The organism is Bacillus cytotoxicus NVH 391-98 (genome assembly GCF_000017425.1).
Taxonomy (GTDB): Bacteria; Bacillota; Bacilli; order Bacillales; family Bacillaceae_G; genus Bacillus_A; species Bacillus_A cytotoxicus.
On the sequence record NC_009674.1, the window covers coordinates 2,508,052 to 2,523,334 of the forward strand.

Annotated in this window: 11 protein-coding genes; all 11 read right to left on the minus strand. The window is 36.8% G+C overall.

From position 1 onward, the window contains the following. Positions 1-180: 180 nt before the first annotated feature. The 11 genes from mutL to rny all read right to left on the minus strand — a co-directional run bounded on the left by mutL (position 181) and on the right by rny (position 14,901). The gene (mutL, locus tag BCER98_RS12260; RefSeq protein WP_012094855.1) at positions 181-2,130 is read right to left on the minus strand and encodes a DNA mismatch repair endonuclease MutL; all 1,950 of its coding nucleotides are present in this window, start codon (positions 2,128-2,130) and stop codon (positions 181-183) included. A gap of 8 nt (positions 2,131-2,138) precedes the next feature. Then, positions 2,139-4,826, minus strand: a complete 2,688-nt coding sequence (gene mutS, locus BCER98_RS12265) for a DNA mismatch repair protein MutS (RefSeq protein ID WP_012094856.1) — start codon at positions 4,824-4,826, stop codon at positions 2,139-2,141. A gap of 176 nt (positions 4,827-5,002) precedes the next feature. Next, on the minus strand, positions 5,003-5,545 hold the full coding sequence (gene cotE / locus BCER98_RS12270) for an outer spore coat protein CotE (protein ID WP_012094857.1): 543 nt from the start codon (positions 5,543-5,545) through the stop codon (positions 5,003-5,005). A gap of 176 nt (positions 5,546-5,721) precedes the next feature. Continuing rightward, positions 5,722-6,153, minus strand: coding sequence for a RicAFT regulatory complex protein RicA family protein (locus tag BCER98_RS12275; RefSeq protein WP_012094858.1), 432 nt, complete (start codon positions 6,151-6,153; stop codon positions 5,722-5,724). After that, a complete protein-coding gene (gene miaB, locus BCER98_RS12280; RefSeq protein WP_012094859.1) occupies positions 6,153-7,682 on the minus strand; it encodes a tRNA (N6-isopentenyl adenosine(37)-C2)-methylthiotransferase MiaB in 1,530 nt (509 codons plus the stop codon). The genes BCER98_RS12275 and miaB overlap by 1 nt, the downstream gene beginning before the upstream one ends. A gap of 404 nt (positions 7,683-8,086) precedes the next feature. Then, on the minus strand, positions 8,087-8,953 hold the full coding sequence (locus BCER98_RS12285) for a 2-oxoacid:ferredoxin oxidoreductase subunit beta (RefSeq protein WP_012094860.1): 867 nt from the start codon (positions 8,951-8,953) through the stop codon (positions 8,087-8,089). Beyond that, positions 8,940-10,697: a 2-oxoacid:acceptor oxidoreductase subunit alpha gene (locus BCER98_RS12290; protein ID WP_012094861.1), complete on the minus strand. Its 1,758-nt coding sequence runs from the start codon at positions 10,695-10,697 to the stop codon at positions 8,940-8,942. The genes BCER98_RS12285 and BCER98_RS12290 overlap by 14 nt, the downstream gene beginning before the upstream one ends. Before the next feature lie 236 nt (positions 10,698-10,933). Further along, entirely contained in the window at positions 10,934-11,857 is a 924-nt protein-coding gene (locus BCER98_RS12295) for a dipeptidase (protein ID WP_012094862.1), read from the minus strand. A 64-nt stretch (positions 11,858-11,921) separates the two neighbouring features. Continuing rightward, on the minus strand, positions 11,922-12,182 hold the full coding sequence (gene spoVS, locus BCER98_RS12300) for a stage V sporulation protein SpoVS (protein WP_000404341.1): 261 nt from the start codon (positions 12,180-12,182) through the stop codon (positions 11,922-11,924). Between the two features lie 147 nt (positions 12,183-12,329). Then, positions 12,330-13,124 (minus strand): TIGR00282 family metallophosphoesterase, encoded by a 795-nt coding sequence (locus tag BCER98_RS12305; RefSeq protein ID WP_012094869.1) that lies wholly within the window; start codon positions 13,122-13,124, stop codon positions 12,330-12,332. A gap of 214 nt (positions 13,125-13,338) precedes the next feature. After that, positions 13,339-14,901, minus strand: a complete 1,563-nt coding sequence (gene rny / locus BCER98_RS12310; protein WP_012094870.1) for a ribonuclease Y — start codon at positions 14,899-14,901, stop codon at positions 13,339-13,341. Positions 14,902-15,283 lie beyond the last annotated feature (382 nt).

A 15,283-nucleotide genomic window follows, 5' to 3' on the forward strand; every position in this document is an offset into this window, starting at 1 on the left:
AATCGAGATGTATCCAAACAACAATAAAAAACAAGGTATAACTGCACCTTGTTTTTTATAAATTAACATTAAGTTTATATAGTTGAATCTAATATTTTATCAAAATAACAATCTAATGTTATATTATACAACATTCATTTTTAACTCAGTAAAGTTAATTTTTATTCCTACACAATCTACCTACATCACCCGCTTAAACATTTTCTCCAGTTCATAGGTCGAATGATGTATAATAATCGGTCTACCGTGCGGGCATGTGTAAGGGTTGCTTGTTGTGCGTAGTTCTTCTAAAAGTGCGAAGATTTGATCGTTTGTTAAATATTGATTTGCTTTAATGGATGCTTTACAGCTCATCATAATGGCTGCTTCTTCACGCAATTTTTTTATGTCTACTTTTTTCAGTTTCACAACTTGTTGCATCATTTCATCAATGATTTCCGTTTCTTTCCCTTTTGGAAACCATATTGGGTGCGAGCGAACGATAAAAGATTGATGGCCGAATTGCTCTAGGAATAATCCTACCTTTTTCAATTCTTCTAGTTGTTCTTCGACACGTAAAAATTCGTTTAATGATAAATCAATACGATATGGGACAAGCAATTCTTGAACTTCTTGTGTCACTTGTCCTACTTTATCGCGGAAATATTCATAGTTAATTCGTTCTTGTGCCGCATGTTGGTCAATCATATATAGCCCTTTATCGTTTTGAGCAAAGATGTACGTTCCATGCATCTGTCCAATTGGATAAAGAGGCGGTAAATCATTCCCGTTCATTTCAATTTCTTCGATATTCTGCAATTCATCCAATTCTTCTAATTCAAATTCTTCTTCATGATGATCCCATTCTTGTTCGTTATGAGCCGCCTTTTCTTCAATGAGCGGTTTCGAAGTTGATTGCCAACTCTCTTCTTCTCTTACAAGGGATTGTGGCGGTTGCCATTCTTGTTTTGGCTGTTGCCATAATTGCGGCGCTACTGATGGTTTTTCTGCGCTTTCCTCTTCTTGCGCTTCATCCATTCCAGTCGGTAAAACGATATTAGGCATAGATGGTTCTTTTGGTTTTGTATGTTCAAAATGAAATTGTTCTTGAACACTCTCATCTTTTGTTTTTTTCTTCGTTGTTACGCCGGCATCTGGAATAAGCTGGACTTTTTTAAAGGCATCTTGTAATGTTTGTTCAATGAATTGCAGAAGTTCTTGTTCTTTACTAAAACGCACTTCCAGTTTTGCCGGATGAACGTTAACATCCACTAACATTGGATCCATCTCAATGGATAAGAAACCAATCGGATAGCGACCAACTGGAAGCAATGTATGATATCCTTGCTGGATCGCTTTCATTAATACATAGTTTCGCACGTAACGGCCATTAACAATTGTTGACATATAATTGCGAGAAGCTCTCGTTACCTCTGGCAATGTTACATATCCGCGAATGGTAAAATCTAACGACTCCGCTTCAATTGGAATCAATTTTTTCGCAACTTGAATACTGTAAATCGCTGCTAGTACTTGTCTCACATCACCATTTCCAGATGTGTGAAGTAATTTTTTCGTATTATGGAATAATTTCAATGACACTTCTGGATGAGACATGGCAATGCGATACACAATATCTGTAATATTTCCGAGCTCTGTATGAATAGTTTTCATATATTTAAGACGTGCTGGTGTGTTAAAAAACAAGTTTTGAACCGTAATATCCGTTCCTTTACGGCTCGCGGTTTTCTCCTGTTTTATAATCTCTCCACCTTTAATAATAAGATGTGTACCCGGTGCGTCTCCTGTGCTTGTAACTAACTCTAATTCACTAACAGATGCAATACTCGGTAATGCCTCTCCTCGGAAACCGAGCGTTCTTATGCGAAACAAATCATTTTCATCTTTTATTTTACTTGTCGCATGGCGTTCAAATGCGACAATGCAGTCTTCTTCAGCAATACCGTCTCCATTATCAATAATGCGAATTTTTGATAACCCAGCTTCTTCCAAGTGGATTTCAATAGATGTACTATTCGCATCGATGGAATTTTCCACAAGTTCTTTCACGACAGAAGCAGGACGCTCTACTACTTCCCCAGCTGCAATTAAGTTGGAGAGTTGTTCATCGAGTTTGCGAATTTTCCCCATCTACTTACTCATCCTTTCTTTAATTTCTTCTGTAAGCGATACAGTTCATTTAATGCTTCTAAAGGCGTCATATCAAGTAAATCAATTTTTTTAATTTGTGCTAACACAGCTGTTTCCTTAGCATCAAGTACAGGTTTTTCTTGTTTTTCCATTCGTTCTTCAGTTTCAAAGAATGAAAGCTGCGATTCTTCTACGATTTCTTCGCTCTCTTGTTGCACCTCTGCTACTTCTTTTATAACTGGTTGTTCTTCTATTACCGGTTGTTGCATACGTTCCGGCTGTTCTTTTACTTCCGTGCGTTTTGGAATTGTAATTTCTTCTTGTCCTTCTAGCTGAGCTAACACTTCTTTGGCGCGAGCGATTAAGCTATCTGGAAGTTCTGCAAGTTGGGCAACATGAATCCCGTAACTTTTATCCGCTGCACCTTCTTGAATTTTATGCAAGAAGACAACTTTTCCGTCTTCTTCAATAGCGGAAACATGTACATTTTTTAAATGAGTCAAACTTTCTTCTAACACTGTTAATTCATGATAGTGCGTAGAGAATAATGTTTTTGCACCAATTTGGTCATGAATATGTTCAATAATTGCTTGTGCAAGCGCCATGCCATCATATGTGGAAGTACCGCGGCCAATTTCATCAAATAAAATTAAACTTCTTTCCGATGCATTTGCAATCGCATTTTTTGCTTCTAGCATTTCAACCATAAATGTACTTTGGCCGGAAATTAAATCGTCCGCTGCACCAATTCTTGTAAAGATTTGATCAAAGACTGGTAATATAGCTTCTGTTGCCGGTACAAAACAACCGATTTGCGCCATAATCGTCACAAGAGCCAATTGACGCATATACGTACTTTTACCTGACATGTTTGGACCCGTAATTAAAAAGACATCCATATTTTCTGGCATCATACAATCATTTGGAACATAGAGCTTGCCATCTAATACTTTTTCAACAACAGGATGACGCCCATCTTTTATAAAGATTTCGCGTTTATTAGTTAGAACAGGTTTTACAAATCGTTCTTCTTCACTCACTGTCGCAAAGCTTTGTAATACATCTAATTCACTAATTACTTTTGCTAGATGCTGTAATTTTGGAATAAATACTTTCACTTCTTCGCGAAGTGCAGTAAATAGATCATATTCTAACTGAACAATCTTTTCTTCAGCTTCTAAAATTAATGTTTCTTTTTCTTTTAATTCGTCTGTAATAAAACGTTCTGCATTCGCCAATGTTTGCTTTCGCTCATAACGCCCTTCTGGAAGTAAAGAAAGATTTGCTTTTGTAACTTCAATATAGTAGCCGAAAATACGGTTGTACCCAATTTTCAGCGATTTAATTCCCGTTATTTCACGTTCGCGTTTTTCAAGCTCTGCAATCCACGTCTTACCGTTTTTACTTATATAACGGTATTCATCAAGCTTCTCATTATAACCATCCTTAATGATATCTCCATCTTTCACAGAAAGAGGTGGATTTTCTTGAATACTTCTATCTAGTAGTTTTGTTAGGGCTTCACAAGGATCTGCCCCTTCAATTAACTTGGCAGCGTAAGAGTTGTCCAATAAGCTAATCGCTTCTAAAATAGCTGGTACTTGTTGTAAGGAACGTTTTAATTGAAGTAAATCCCGTGCGTTTACACTACCGTAAGCAACTTTACCTGCTAAACGCTCTAAATCATATACTTCTTTTAATTTTTCCTTTAAATCTTCACGTAAGAAATAGTCATTTACAAATGTTTCAACCATTTCTAAACGCTCTTCAATTTTTTCTTTTTGAATAAGCGGACGCTCCATCCACTGTTTCAACATACGACCGCCCATAGCTGTTTTTGTTTTATCCAACAGCCATAGTAAAGAACCTGTCTTCTCTTTTGTTCGCAATGTTTCTGTTAACTCTAAATTACGCTTGGAATGTACATCAATTTTCATAAACTGATTTGTATAATAAATCTCTACCGGCTGCAAATGATCTAATGATCGTTTTTGTGTTCGAAGTACATAGTTGAATAACCGTCCGACTGCTGTCACTAACTTTGTTTGCGTTACTTTTTTAACAAGAGGTTCTAATCCTTCTGGAATTTTCGTTTCCTCTTCATATGAAACTGTCATTTTTAACGTTTCAGTTAACTTATTTAATTCATCTTGTGAAAATGTTGAATCTACAACAATTTCTTTTGAACCCGTTGCATACACTTCTAATAAAACATCTTCTACAGAACCTGTTAATAAAGTTACTGTATTTTGTCCAGTTGTTAAATCATTACAAGCTAATGCATATGAGCCATCCTCAAAACGCGTCAATGCTGCTAAAAAGTTATTTTCTTTTTCATCAATTGTACGCCCTTCCATCATCGTCCCTGGTGTAATTAATTGGACAACTTCGCGTCGAACGACCCCTTTTGCCGTTTTCGGATCTTCTACCTGCTCGCAAATCGCAACCTTGTACCCTTTTTCAATGAGCTGCTCAATATAGTTTTGCGCTGCATGGTACGGGACACCACACATGGGAATCCGCTCACTGCTGCCGCCATCACGACTTGTCAAAGTAATTTCTAGTTCATGAGCTGCTTTAACCGCATCTTCAAAAAACATTTCATAAAAATCACCTAATCTAAAAAATAAAAAGGCATCTTTATAGTCTGCCTTGACCTTTAAATATTGCTGTATCATTGGTGTATACTGCGCCATTTGTTTCCTCCATATTTTATCAAAAATGTGCTATATCTCCATATGCCGCACTTCACGGCCCATATTATCTCCTCTTTTAGGAGTCTTTCTTCATTATAACATATTTTAATGAGGAATCATGTCCCTATAACTTTCATACGTAAAAAGCTAGGAAGAACGACCTCCCTAGCTTTCCATTATTCTTCCTCTGCGTCAACAATAAAATTGGGATCTAATTCTTCAAATTCGTCATCGCTAATCTCAAATTCACTATCATCTTCTTGACATCCATTTGGATTTATACTTACACAAACTTTCGTCTCTCCGACTACTTCTGTAACAAATTCACGTTCTACCGTTACAACAATTTTGTTACCATTTGGCGAAATGATTGCTTCTAAACAATTTGGATGTTGAATGACACGAGCAATAATTTCGGAATCTTCCCCAGAAAAGTTTTTATCCCGATATCCAACATTTACTTCATCTGTATAATTGATTCGTTCTGTTACGACTTCTGTCTTCGTATTTTCAGCAAATGAGTACCATGTATTCACATCATAATACCCTTCAATTTCTACGATTTTCCCATTTTTTCTCGCTTCATATGTGTGATTTATTACCCAACATCCGAGAATACTTGTCGGTTCATGATTTGATTCACATGTATGAGTCGATTTTGTATACTTACGTCCTTTTCCAACTACTGCCTTTGTAATAATCTCTCTGAATTCGGACATTCGGAACCCTCCTCAATCGCTATTCATTTAATCATATGCGGGACAATCGCGGAATGTGTCATTCTTTTTTTGAATCTACTACTATAACTTGGGCTAGTCTTATTCGTTATCTTCTTATTAACTTCATTACATCCAACTTTCTGCAAATAAAAAGAGATGCCACTCGGGCATCTCTTTTAACAACCGCAATTTCCTTTTTTACTTTCTATTTCTGCACCGGTTTCACCTTTCAGTACATCACCGCCAGTTGAAATTAAAATTTCATCTGTTACTTTATTAGAAATTGTACTCGCTACAAGCTGTAGTAAATCATTTACATATGTTTGTGAAGATTTGAATTCCTGTACAACAGGGATACCATCTAACCGATCGTGAAGAGCATCAATCTCTGCTTCTACTTTTTTCAAAGCTTCCCATTTTCCATAATGTTGCAAGTTTACAGCTTGTTTTTGCAAAGCTTTTATTTCATCAATTATACGTTTTACATTTTCATTTTTATGAATTTGCGCTTCTGCGCGCTTGAAGAAATCTACTTCTTCTGTTTCAGAAATCATTTTTGCTAACTCTTTCGCTTGCTCAACAATTTCATCCTTTGTATAGACTTTCATTATTTCACCTCAATCGGCTCCTCAACTAATTCCCCGTTTAGAGACCAAGTTTTCGCTTCAGTAATTTTTACTTTTACAAGCTGACCGATTACAGATTTTGGTGCAACGAAGTTTACAAGTTTATTCGTACGCGTGTAGCCTGCAAGTACGTCTGGATTATTTTTACTTTCTCCATCAACTAATACTTCAACAATTTGTCCTTCATATTTCTTATTTTTCTTCGCAGAGAATTCATTTACAAGTTCATTCAAACGCTGTAGACGTTCTTTTTTCACTTCCATTGGTATATTGTCTTTCATTTTCGCAGCTGGCGTACCTTCACGTGGAGAGTAAATAAATGTGAACGCACTATCAAATTCTACTTCACGATATAAAGATAATGTTTCTTCAAATTGTTCGTCTGTTTCATTTGGGAAACCAACGATAATATCCGTTGTTAATACTACATTAGGAATTGTCTTTTTAATTTTACGTACAAGTTCTAAGTACTGCTCACGTGTATATTTACGCGCCATAATCTTCAACATATCCGTGCTACCAGATTGTACTGGTAAGTGAATATGCTCTACTAAGTTACCACCTTTTCCAAGCACTTCAATTAAGTGATCGTCAAAGTCACGTGGATGACTTGTTGTAAAACGAATACGTGCAATATCAATCTTACGAAGTTCATCCATTAAATCGCCAAGACCATATTCTAGATCATCAAAGTCTTTTCCGTATGCATTTACGTTTTGGCCAAGCAATGTAATTTCTTTATAGCCATTTGCTGCTAAATGGCGAACTTCTTTAATAATATCTTCTGGGCGACGGCTTCGCTCTTTCCCGCGTGTATACGGTACGATACAATATGTACAGAATTTATCACATCCATACATAATGTTTACCCAAGCTTTAATATCACCGCGACGTACTTTTGGAAGATTTTCGATTACGTCTCCTTCTTTAGACCAAACTTCAACAACTGTCGCTTTAGAGAACATTGCATCTTTCAAAATATACGGTAATCGATGAATATTATGCGTACCAAATACCATATCTACATGTTGATGCTTTTGCATAATTTTGTTTACAACAGATTCTTCTTGCGACATACAACCACATACACCAATTAACAGATCTGGATTCTTTTGTTTCAATGGTTTTAAGTGACCTAGTTCTCCGAACACCTTATTCTCAGCGTTCTCACGAATCGCACAAGTATTTAATAAAATGACATCTGCATCTTCTGTTGTAAATGTCGGTTCATATCCAAGCGTTGTAAAAATACCAGCCATTACTTCTGTATCATGCTCGTTCATTTGACATCCATACGTACGGATATAAAACTTTCTTCCTTTCCCAAAATTACGAAATTCTTCTGGAAGACCAAAATCACGCTCGATTTTCACTTGTTCTTTCCCACGTTTTTTCGCATCTTTTAATGAAGGTGGCTGATAAACATGTTCAAAGTACTTACTATAATCTTTTTCTTCCTTCTTCGTAGAAGCATTTGCTTGTTGACTTGCTAATCGTTGTTGCTCGTTCATGGGTAATCTCCTTTCAACCTTAAAACTCTACACACTTGTAGCCTATTCTAGATTCATCTTAAGGACTAGGATATATAGTAAATAGCTCCCCCTTTGAAACTTGAACTATCTATATCACTAACCTATAACGATGGAATCTTTATTCCTATCAATAGACTTCCATTTTTGTTGTTTTCACCTTGTCCTAAAAAGCAGCTTACTTTATTTCTATACACACTACCATAGTATAATGTGTTTAGCCAAATTTAACAACAAAGAGGCTGCACTCCGAAAGCAGATTATATCATGAGCGAATGTGATTTTTTATACAACGATTTTGTAATTATTTTATCATTCAGAACTTTCTAAGTAAACTTCTTTTAAAATAAAGCAAAAGAAGCTACCAATCGGTAGCCTCTCTTTTATCACATAAATTCAGCAACAAGCTCATCAAACATTTTTTGATCCATTTGCAAATCAGCTTGTACTAATGGTTGTTCACTATACCCATTTACAAGATCTTGATAAGAAGGTTGTTCTGTATTTTGATAAATAAGTCCCGTTACTAAACCTTTGTTTTCCATCAATGTTTGCATTGCTAGCATGCGATTTGATGGATCATATCCTTCTACAGTACTTAGTTTTGTTAAATTTTCTTTAAACCAATCATACGTATTTACTTTATTATACGTTACACATGGACTAAATACATTAATTAAAGAAAAACCTTTATGCTTAATACCAGCTTCAATGAGCTGTGTTAATTCTTTTAAATCGCTTGAAAAGCTTTGTGCCAGAAAAGTTGCACCAGCTGTTAATGCCATTTCCATAACAGATAATGCCGGCTCGATTGAACCTTGTGGTGTACTTTTCGTTTTAAAGCCTACCTCACTACGTGGTGAAGTTTGCCCTTTTGTTAATCCATAAATTTGGTTATCCATGACAATATACGTAATGTCAATATTACGACGAATAGAATGGATTGTATGCCCCATTCCAATCGCAAAACCATCACCATCACCACCAGATGCGATAACAGTTAAATCACGGTTTGCCATTTTCACTCCTTGCGCAATTGGAAGCGCACGCCCATGAATACTGTGGACACCATAGGAATTAATATAACCGGAAATACGACCGGAACAACCAATACCAGAGATTACGGCTAATTCATCTGGATTTAAGCCAACGTTTGCTGCCGCACGTTGAATCGCAGCTTGCACCGAGAAGTCTCCGCAACCTGGGCACCAGTTTGGTTTGACACTGTTACGAAAATCCTTAAATGTTGCCATTTAATACAACCCCTTTTTTGCATTCGTTGTAAATTTCTTTTGGTAAGAATGGATTCCCATCATACTTTAATAGACTAGAAATCTTCTCACCATTGCCAAGGTTCATTTTCATAATGTTAGCAAGCTGAGCAGTTGCATTATTTTCTACCACTACAACACGTTTTGCATCTTTCACTAATGGAAGCATTTCATCTGTTGGGAACGGATGAATTAAACGAACATGAGCATGGTTTACTTTTAACCCTTCTTGTTCTAAACGCTCCATCGCTTCTTCAATTGCACCGCGAGTTGAGTTAAAACCAACTAATAGCACATCTGCATCATCGTGCTTAACATTTTTATAAACAGGGGTCTTGAACTTCAAGTTCTTCATTTTACGAAGACGTTTGTCCATTTGTTCCTTACGATTTAAAGCTGATTCAGATGGCTTACCCGTTTCATCATGTTCTACACCTGTTACATGGTGAACACCATTTTTCATACCTGGCAGAACACGTGGCGAAATACCGTCTTCTGTTACTTCGTAACGTTTGAAATACGCTTTATTTTCACGCTCTGGTAACTCAGCTTGTAAATCAAGCTTACCGCGGCGGATTTCTACTTTCTCTAATTTCAGTGGTTCCACCGTTTGTTTTCCTAAAGAAAGTTGTAAATCTGTTAAGAAAATAACTGGCACTTGATATTCCTCAGCTAGGTTAAATGCTTCTACAATATCATAAAACGCTTCTTCTGCCGTGCTTGGCGCCATTACAATTTTTGGGATTTCTCCATGTGTTCCATAAATCATTGCCATTAAGTCTGATTGTTCTTGTTTTGTTGGTAACCCTGTACTTGGACCACCGCGCTGTGTATCTACAATAACAAGAGGTGTTTCTGTAATACCTGCTAAACCAATTGCTTCCATCATAAGAGATAGACCTGGCCCCGCAGATGCAGTTAGCGTACGTACACCCGCATAGTTCGCACCAATCGCCATCGTACAAGCAGCTATCTCATCCTCAGTTTGAATAACCGTTCCTCCTACTTTTGGAAGCTTTTTAATTAAGTATTCCATAATTTCAGAAGCAGGGGTAATTGGATAGGCAGACATAAAACGGGCACCACCAGCTAATGCTCCAAATGCGATTGCATCATTACCAATCATAAACATACGCTTTTTCCCATCAGCTTTTTCAAGCTGCATCATGTTTACTTTTTCACCAAGCAATTCTTTCATATATTGAGAGCCGCGCTTAATTGCCTCCATGTTCTTTTGAACAACTTGCTCTCCTTTGCGGCCGAAGATTTCATCAACAACCTCTAAATAAACTGTTTCATCTAATCCCAATATCGCACTAGATGCTCCGACAGCAACCATGTTTTTCATCAATGATGTACCTAATTCTGAAGCAATATCTGTAAACGGTATCACATATAGATTTACATCTGCATTTTCAGGGATTGTTGGATTAAACTTCGCATCCGCAACAACGATTCCGCCTGGACGTAGCTCATGGAAATTAAAATCAATTGTTTCCTGGTCAAATGCAATTAAAATATCTAAGTCATCTGATATCGCGCGTACTTCCGTTGTACTTACACGAATTTTATTATTTGTATGACCGCCTTTAATTCGTGATGAGAAGTGGCGGTAACCGTATAGATAATATCCTAATCGGTTTAATGCAATACAGAAGATTTCTCCTGTACTTTCAATTCCTTCACCTTGTTGTCCTCCAACTTTCCATGAAAGTTGACTAATCATCTCCTACACCCCTTTTGGCTGCATTCATTGTAGTGTATTTTTTTACAGTATTAGTTTAGCACTTTTTATACAAATAAACTACAATGTACACAAATTATACCTCTTCTGACTTACCTGAATCTTTCGCATAATCTTAATTCGTCTACCATTCTAGCCCTACTATACAAAAAAATCAATCATTTATTTTCAGTTTACATAAATATTCACAATTATCAGAATAAAATACTTTTAATCCTTTAAAATGAAATACAATCAACAAAATTTTCATATAGGAACCTTTTTACATTTGTTTCACTATATCGTTTACAAAGTTCATTTATTACCTGTTCATAACTTCGATATGCTTCTATTCCTACGACCATGTTTGTAATACCATCAAAGTCTGAACCGAACCCGATATGTTTCTCTCCCCCAATCGAACATATATGTTCGATATGACGCAGTATATCGTCTATATATGCAGGCTGATGACTCACTAAAAATTCCGGAACAAAATTAATACCAATAACAGCGTTCTTTTGAATGAGCGCACGTATTTGTTCATCTTTTAAATTGCGTGGATGCTGACAAAATTTATAGCAATTCGAATGTGATGCAATCGGATACTCAGCGATTTCCATCACATCCCAAAATCCTTCTTCATTTAAATGAGAGACATCTGTCCACAAACGGAATGTATTAAGTTCTTGTACAACTCTTTTTCCAAACGAAGTCAATCCGGCTCTTCTTGTTTCTAATGCTCCATCAGCTAATAAATTAGCATAGTTCCATGTCAAACCGACAGAACGCACTCCTAAGCGATGAAATAAACGTAATTTCATCATATCTTTCCCGATCACTTCACATCCTTCTAATGTTAATATAGCTCCAATTTCATGTTTTAACAGCCGGTCTATATCCTCTTTTGTTTGTATAAACTTTATATATGGCATGGATAAAATTTCATTATAAAATAAATCTACCATTGTTAAGGCAACTTGAAAACGTTCTTCATATGGTACAGTTTCCGGCACATATATTGCAAAACATTGTATGCTTCCTTTTCTCTGTTGTAACTGTTCAAAAGTAATATGTAACTTCGGGTCATTTTGAAAACCCTTTTTGCCTTTTGCTTTCCACAATTGAAATAAAACATCACAGTGCGCGTCAAAAACTTTCAATTCGTGTCCCCCCTTTTTTCATAAAAACAACCTGTTTGCACACATGCAAACAGGTTGTTCAAACTTAACGAGGTTCTACAATTAATTTTATCGCTGTACGTTCTTCACCATCAATCATAATATCTGTAAAAGCTGGAATGCAAATTAAATCTAAGCCACTAGGTGCTACAAATCCTCTTGCAATTGCTACTGCCTTTACGGCTTGATTCAATGCACCCGCACCAATCGCTTGAATTTCTGCTGTTCCGCGTTCGCGAATCACCCCAGCAAGTGCACCGGCTACAGAGTTAGGGACCGAAGTTGCTTTAACTTTTAATATTTCCATTCCTCGTTTCCTCCTCGTTTCTTATAAAAGTATTAGCGATTATTTCACTTTAACTTATATTCACGAGGAATGAAGCGTATTCCTGCTAAATTCTTAATAATTTTTCTAAAAAATTAAAATATAATGTTTTTTCTAATTTTTTGATGATTATTCAAAAAACGGTTGATCATCATTAATTAATATACGCTCAATCTTTTTTGCCTTCCCTGTATTTGGATCGACATCAATTAATACCGCGCTTAGTTGTGTTCTGCCTTTTGTTACTTCAAAGCGAACAGGTAAGTTCGTTAAGAATTTTTTCAAGACTGCTTCGCGATCCATACCTAAAATGCCATCATACGGACCTGTCATACCAACATCCGTAATATACGCTGTTCCACTTGGCAAAATACGGTTATCAGCGGTTGGAACATGTGTATGTGTTCCTACTACGGCAGTTGCACGACCGTCTACGTACCAACCAAGCGCTTGTTTTTCACTCGTTGTTTCAGCATGGAAATCAATAAAGATAATATTGGTACGTTTTTTCGCAATTGCAATCAATTCATCTACTTTTCGGAATGGACAATCAATTGGTGGTAAAAACGTGCGCCCTTGTAAATTAATAATCGCTACTTCTGTTCCATTGCAGTTGACAAAAATCAAACCATTTCCAGGCGTTCCTTCTGGAAAGTTAGCTGGTCTCACTAAATATTTGGCTTTATCGATAAATTCAAATATCTCGCGATTATCCCAAGCATGATTTCCAAGTGTAACAGCTTGCGCACCACACTCTAGAAAATTCCGATATATTTTTTCTGTAATACCGCGACCACCCGCTGCGTTTTCTCCATTAATAATCGTTACTGTCGGTGTATACTTTTTCTTTAATGCTGGTACATATTGTTGAATCATACCTCTACCAGGAGAACCTACTACATCTCCTACAAATAATATTCTCATGTCTACTACCCTTTCTATGTACTACTTTTTATTCCCCTTTGTACTCGAACTATTTCGCTCACTTGACATGAGGCTTTACTCCATATGCCTCTATCAATCAAACCTTTATAGACAGTTCTTCCGATACATTGTAAGCGGTATCCCCTTACTACTGGAAGTTTTATTTTATCTTACCCAATTCCAAACCAAAAAAATAAAGTGGTATTTCACCACTTTATTTTGCATACTCCACTGCACGTGTTTCACGAATAACTGTTACTTTAATATGACCTGGATAATCTAGTTCATTTTCAATACGTTTTCGAATATCACGCGCTAAACGATGAGCTTCTAAATCATCGATTGTATCTGGTTTTACCAGAATACGAACTTCACGACCTGCTTGAATTGCAAAAGATTTCTCTACGCCTTCATAAGACTCAGAAATTTCCTCTAGCTTCTCAAGTCGACGAATGTAGTTTTCAAGTGTTTCACTACGAGCTCCTGGTCTTGCAGCTGATAATGCATCGGCCGCTGCGACTAAAACTGCAATGATAGAAGTTGGTTCTGTATCACCATGGTGAGAGGCGATACTGTTTATAACAACAGGGTGCTCTTTATATTTCGTTGCGAGTTCAACACCAATTTCAACGTGACTGCCTTCCACTTCATGATCGATTGCCTTACCGATATCATGAAGTAAACCAGCGCGTCTTGCTAGTTTTTCATCCTCGCCCAGTTCTGCTGCCATAAGTCCTGTTAAGTAAGCTACTTCCATAGAGTGCTTCAACACGTTTTGTCCATAACTTGTACGGTATTTCAAGCGACCCAAAATTTTAATTAAATCTGGGTGTAATCCGTGGATCCCAACTTCAAATGTTGTTTGTTCTCCTACTTCACGAATATATTCATCCACTTCACGTCTTGATTTTTCAACCATTTCTTCAATACGAGCTGGGTGAATACGTCCATCCTGTACGAGCTTATCAAGAGCGATACGAGCTGTTTCACGACGAATTGGGTCAAATCCTGATAAAATTACCGCCTCAGGTGTATCATCAATAATAAGGTCGATACCTGTTAAGGTTTCTAACGTACGAATATTACGACCTTCACGCCCAATAATACGTCCCTTCATTTCGTCATTTGGAAGATTTACAACCGAAACGGTTGTTTCAGCAACATGATCAGCTGCACATCTTTGCATAGCTAAAGATAAAATCTCTTTCGCTTTCTTATCAGCTTCTTCTTTCGCACGAACTTCACTCTCTTTTACCATCGCGGCAATTTCATGAGAAAGTTCGTTTTCCACTTTCCCTAAAATGATTGATTTCGCCTGTTCGCGTGTCAGATTGGAAATGCGCTCTAATTCCGTTTGTTGCTTTTGAACTAACTCTCCCACTTTGCTTTCCAACTCTTCAATTTGCTGTTGTCTCGCTACAAGAGATTCCTCTTTCTTTTCTAACATTTGCTCACGTTTATCGAGCGTTTCGTCTTTACGATCAAGGTTCTCTTCTTTTTGCATTAAACGATTTTCTTGTTTTTGTAATTCGCTTCTACGGTCACGAATTTCTAATTCAGCTTCTGTACGAAGTGTATGAATTTCATCCTTTGCTTCTAAAAGCGCTTCTTTCTTAAGTGCCTCTGCTTCGCGATTCGCATCGTCTAAAATACGTTTCGCTTCATTAGCTGCACCATTAATCTTCGCTTCAGCAATAGACTTTCGAACAAAAAAGCCAACAACTGCACCGACTGTTGCAAGCAAAATGGAGATGAGTATCCAAACTGTATTACTCATGATTTCACCTCCTCTTGCTATGAATGAAAAAAGACTGTCGGCATGTACATCGAATTGCAACGTACAGCAAAGACCGTCGTCCCACTTTTTTAAGGGACTTTCTTCATTTCACAATTAAAATGTCATATTATTATTTCGGCAAGATTGAAATCTTACTCCGAATATTACTTCTCTTCTTGAGAAGAGTGTATCGTATATAAGAAAAAATATACATTCTCATTGTATCTATCGCATTTTTCGTTGTCAAGCGTTGTCTACTTTTACTTTCTTTACCTTTAACATTCAAATGTTCCGTAAACAAAAAGAAAATGTAGCACTACCGTTATAAATAATCTATATATCTAATATATATAATAATGAAATACCACCTACTGAAAGCACT

Coding starts and splice junctions, on each gene's coding strand:
- mutL (WP_012094855.1), bottom strand. CDS start 2,130: ATGGGGAAAATTCGCAAACTCGATGAACAACTCTCCAACTTAATTGCA.
- mutS (WP_012094856.1), bottom strand. CDS start 4,826: ATGGCGCAGTATACACCAATGATACAGCAATATTTAAAGGTCAAGGCA.
- cotE (WP_012094857.1), bottom strand. CDS start 5,545: ATGTCCGAATTCAGAGAGATTATTACAAAGGCAGTAGTTGGAAAAGGA.
- BCER98_RS12275 (WP_012094858.1), bottom strand. CDS start 6,153: ATGAAAGTCTATACAAAGGATGAAATTGTTGAGCAAGCGAAAGAGTTA.
- miaB (WP_012094859.1), bottom strand. CDS start 7,682: ATGAACGAGCAACAACGATTAGCAAGTCAACAAGCAAATGCTTCTACG.
- BCER98_RS12285 (WP_012094860.1), bottom strand. CDS start 8,953: ATGGCAACATTTAAGGATTTTCGTAACAGTGTCAAACCAAACTGGTGC.
- BCER98_RS12290 (WP_012094861.1), bottom strand. CDS start 10,697: ATGATTAGTCAACTTTCATGGAAAGTTGGAGGACAACAAGGTGAAGGA.
- spoVS (WP_000404341.1), bottom strand. CDS start 12,182: ATGGAAATATTAAAAGTTAAAGCAACTTCGGTCCCTAACTCTGTAGCC.
- BCER98_RS12305 (WP_012094869.1), bottom strand. CDS start 13,124: ATGAGAATATTATTTGTAGGAGATGTAGTAGGTTCTCCTGGTAGAGGT.
- rny (WP_012094870.1), bottom strand. CDS start 14,901: ATGAGTAATACAGTTTGGATACTCATCTCCATTTTGCTTGCAACAGTC.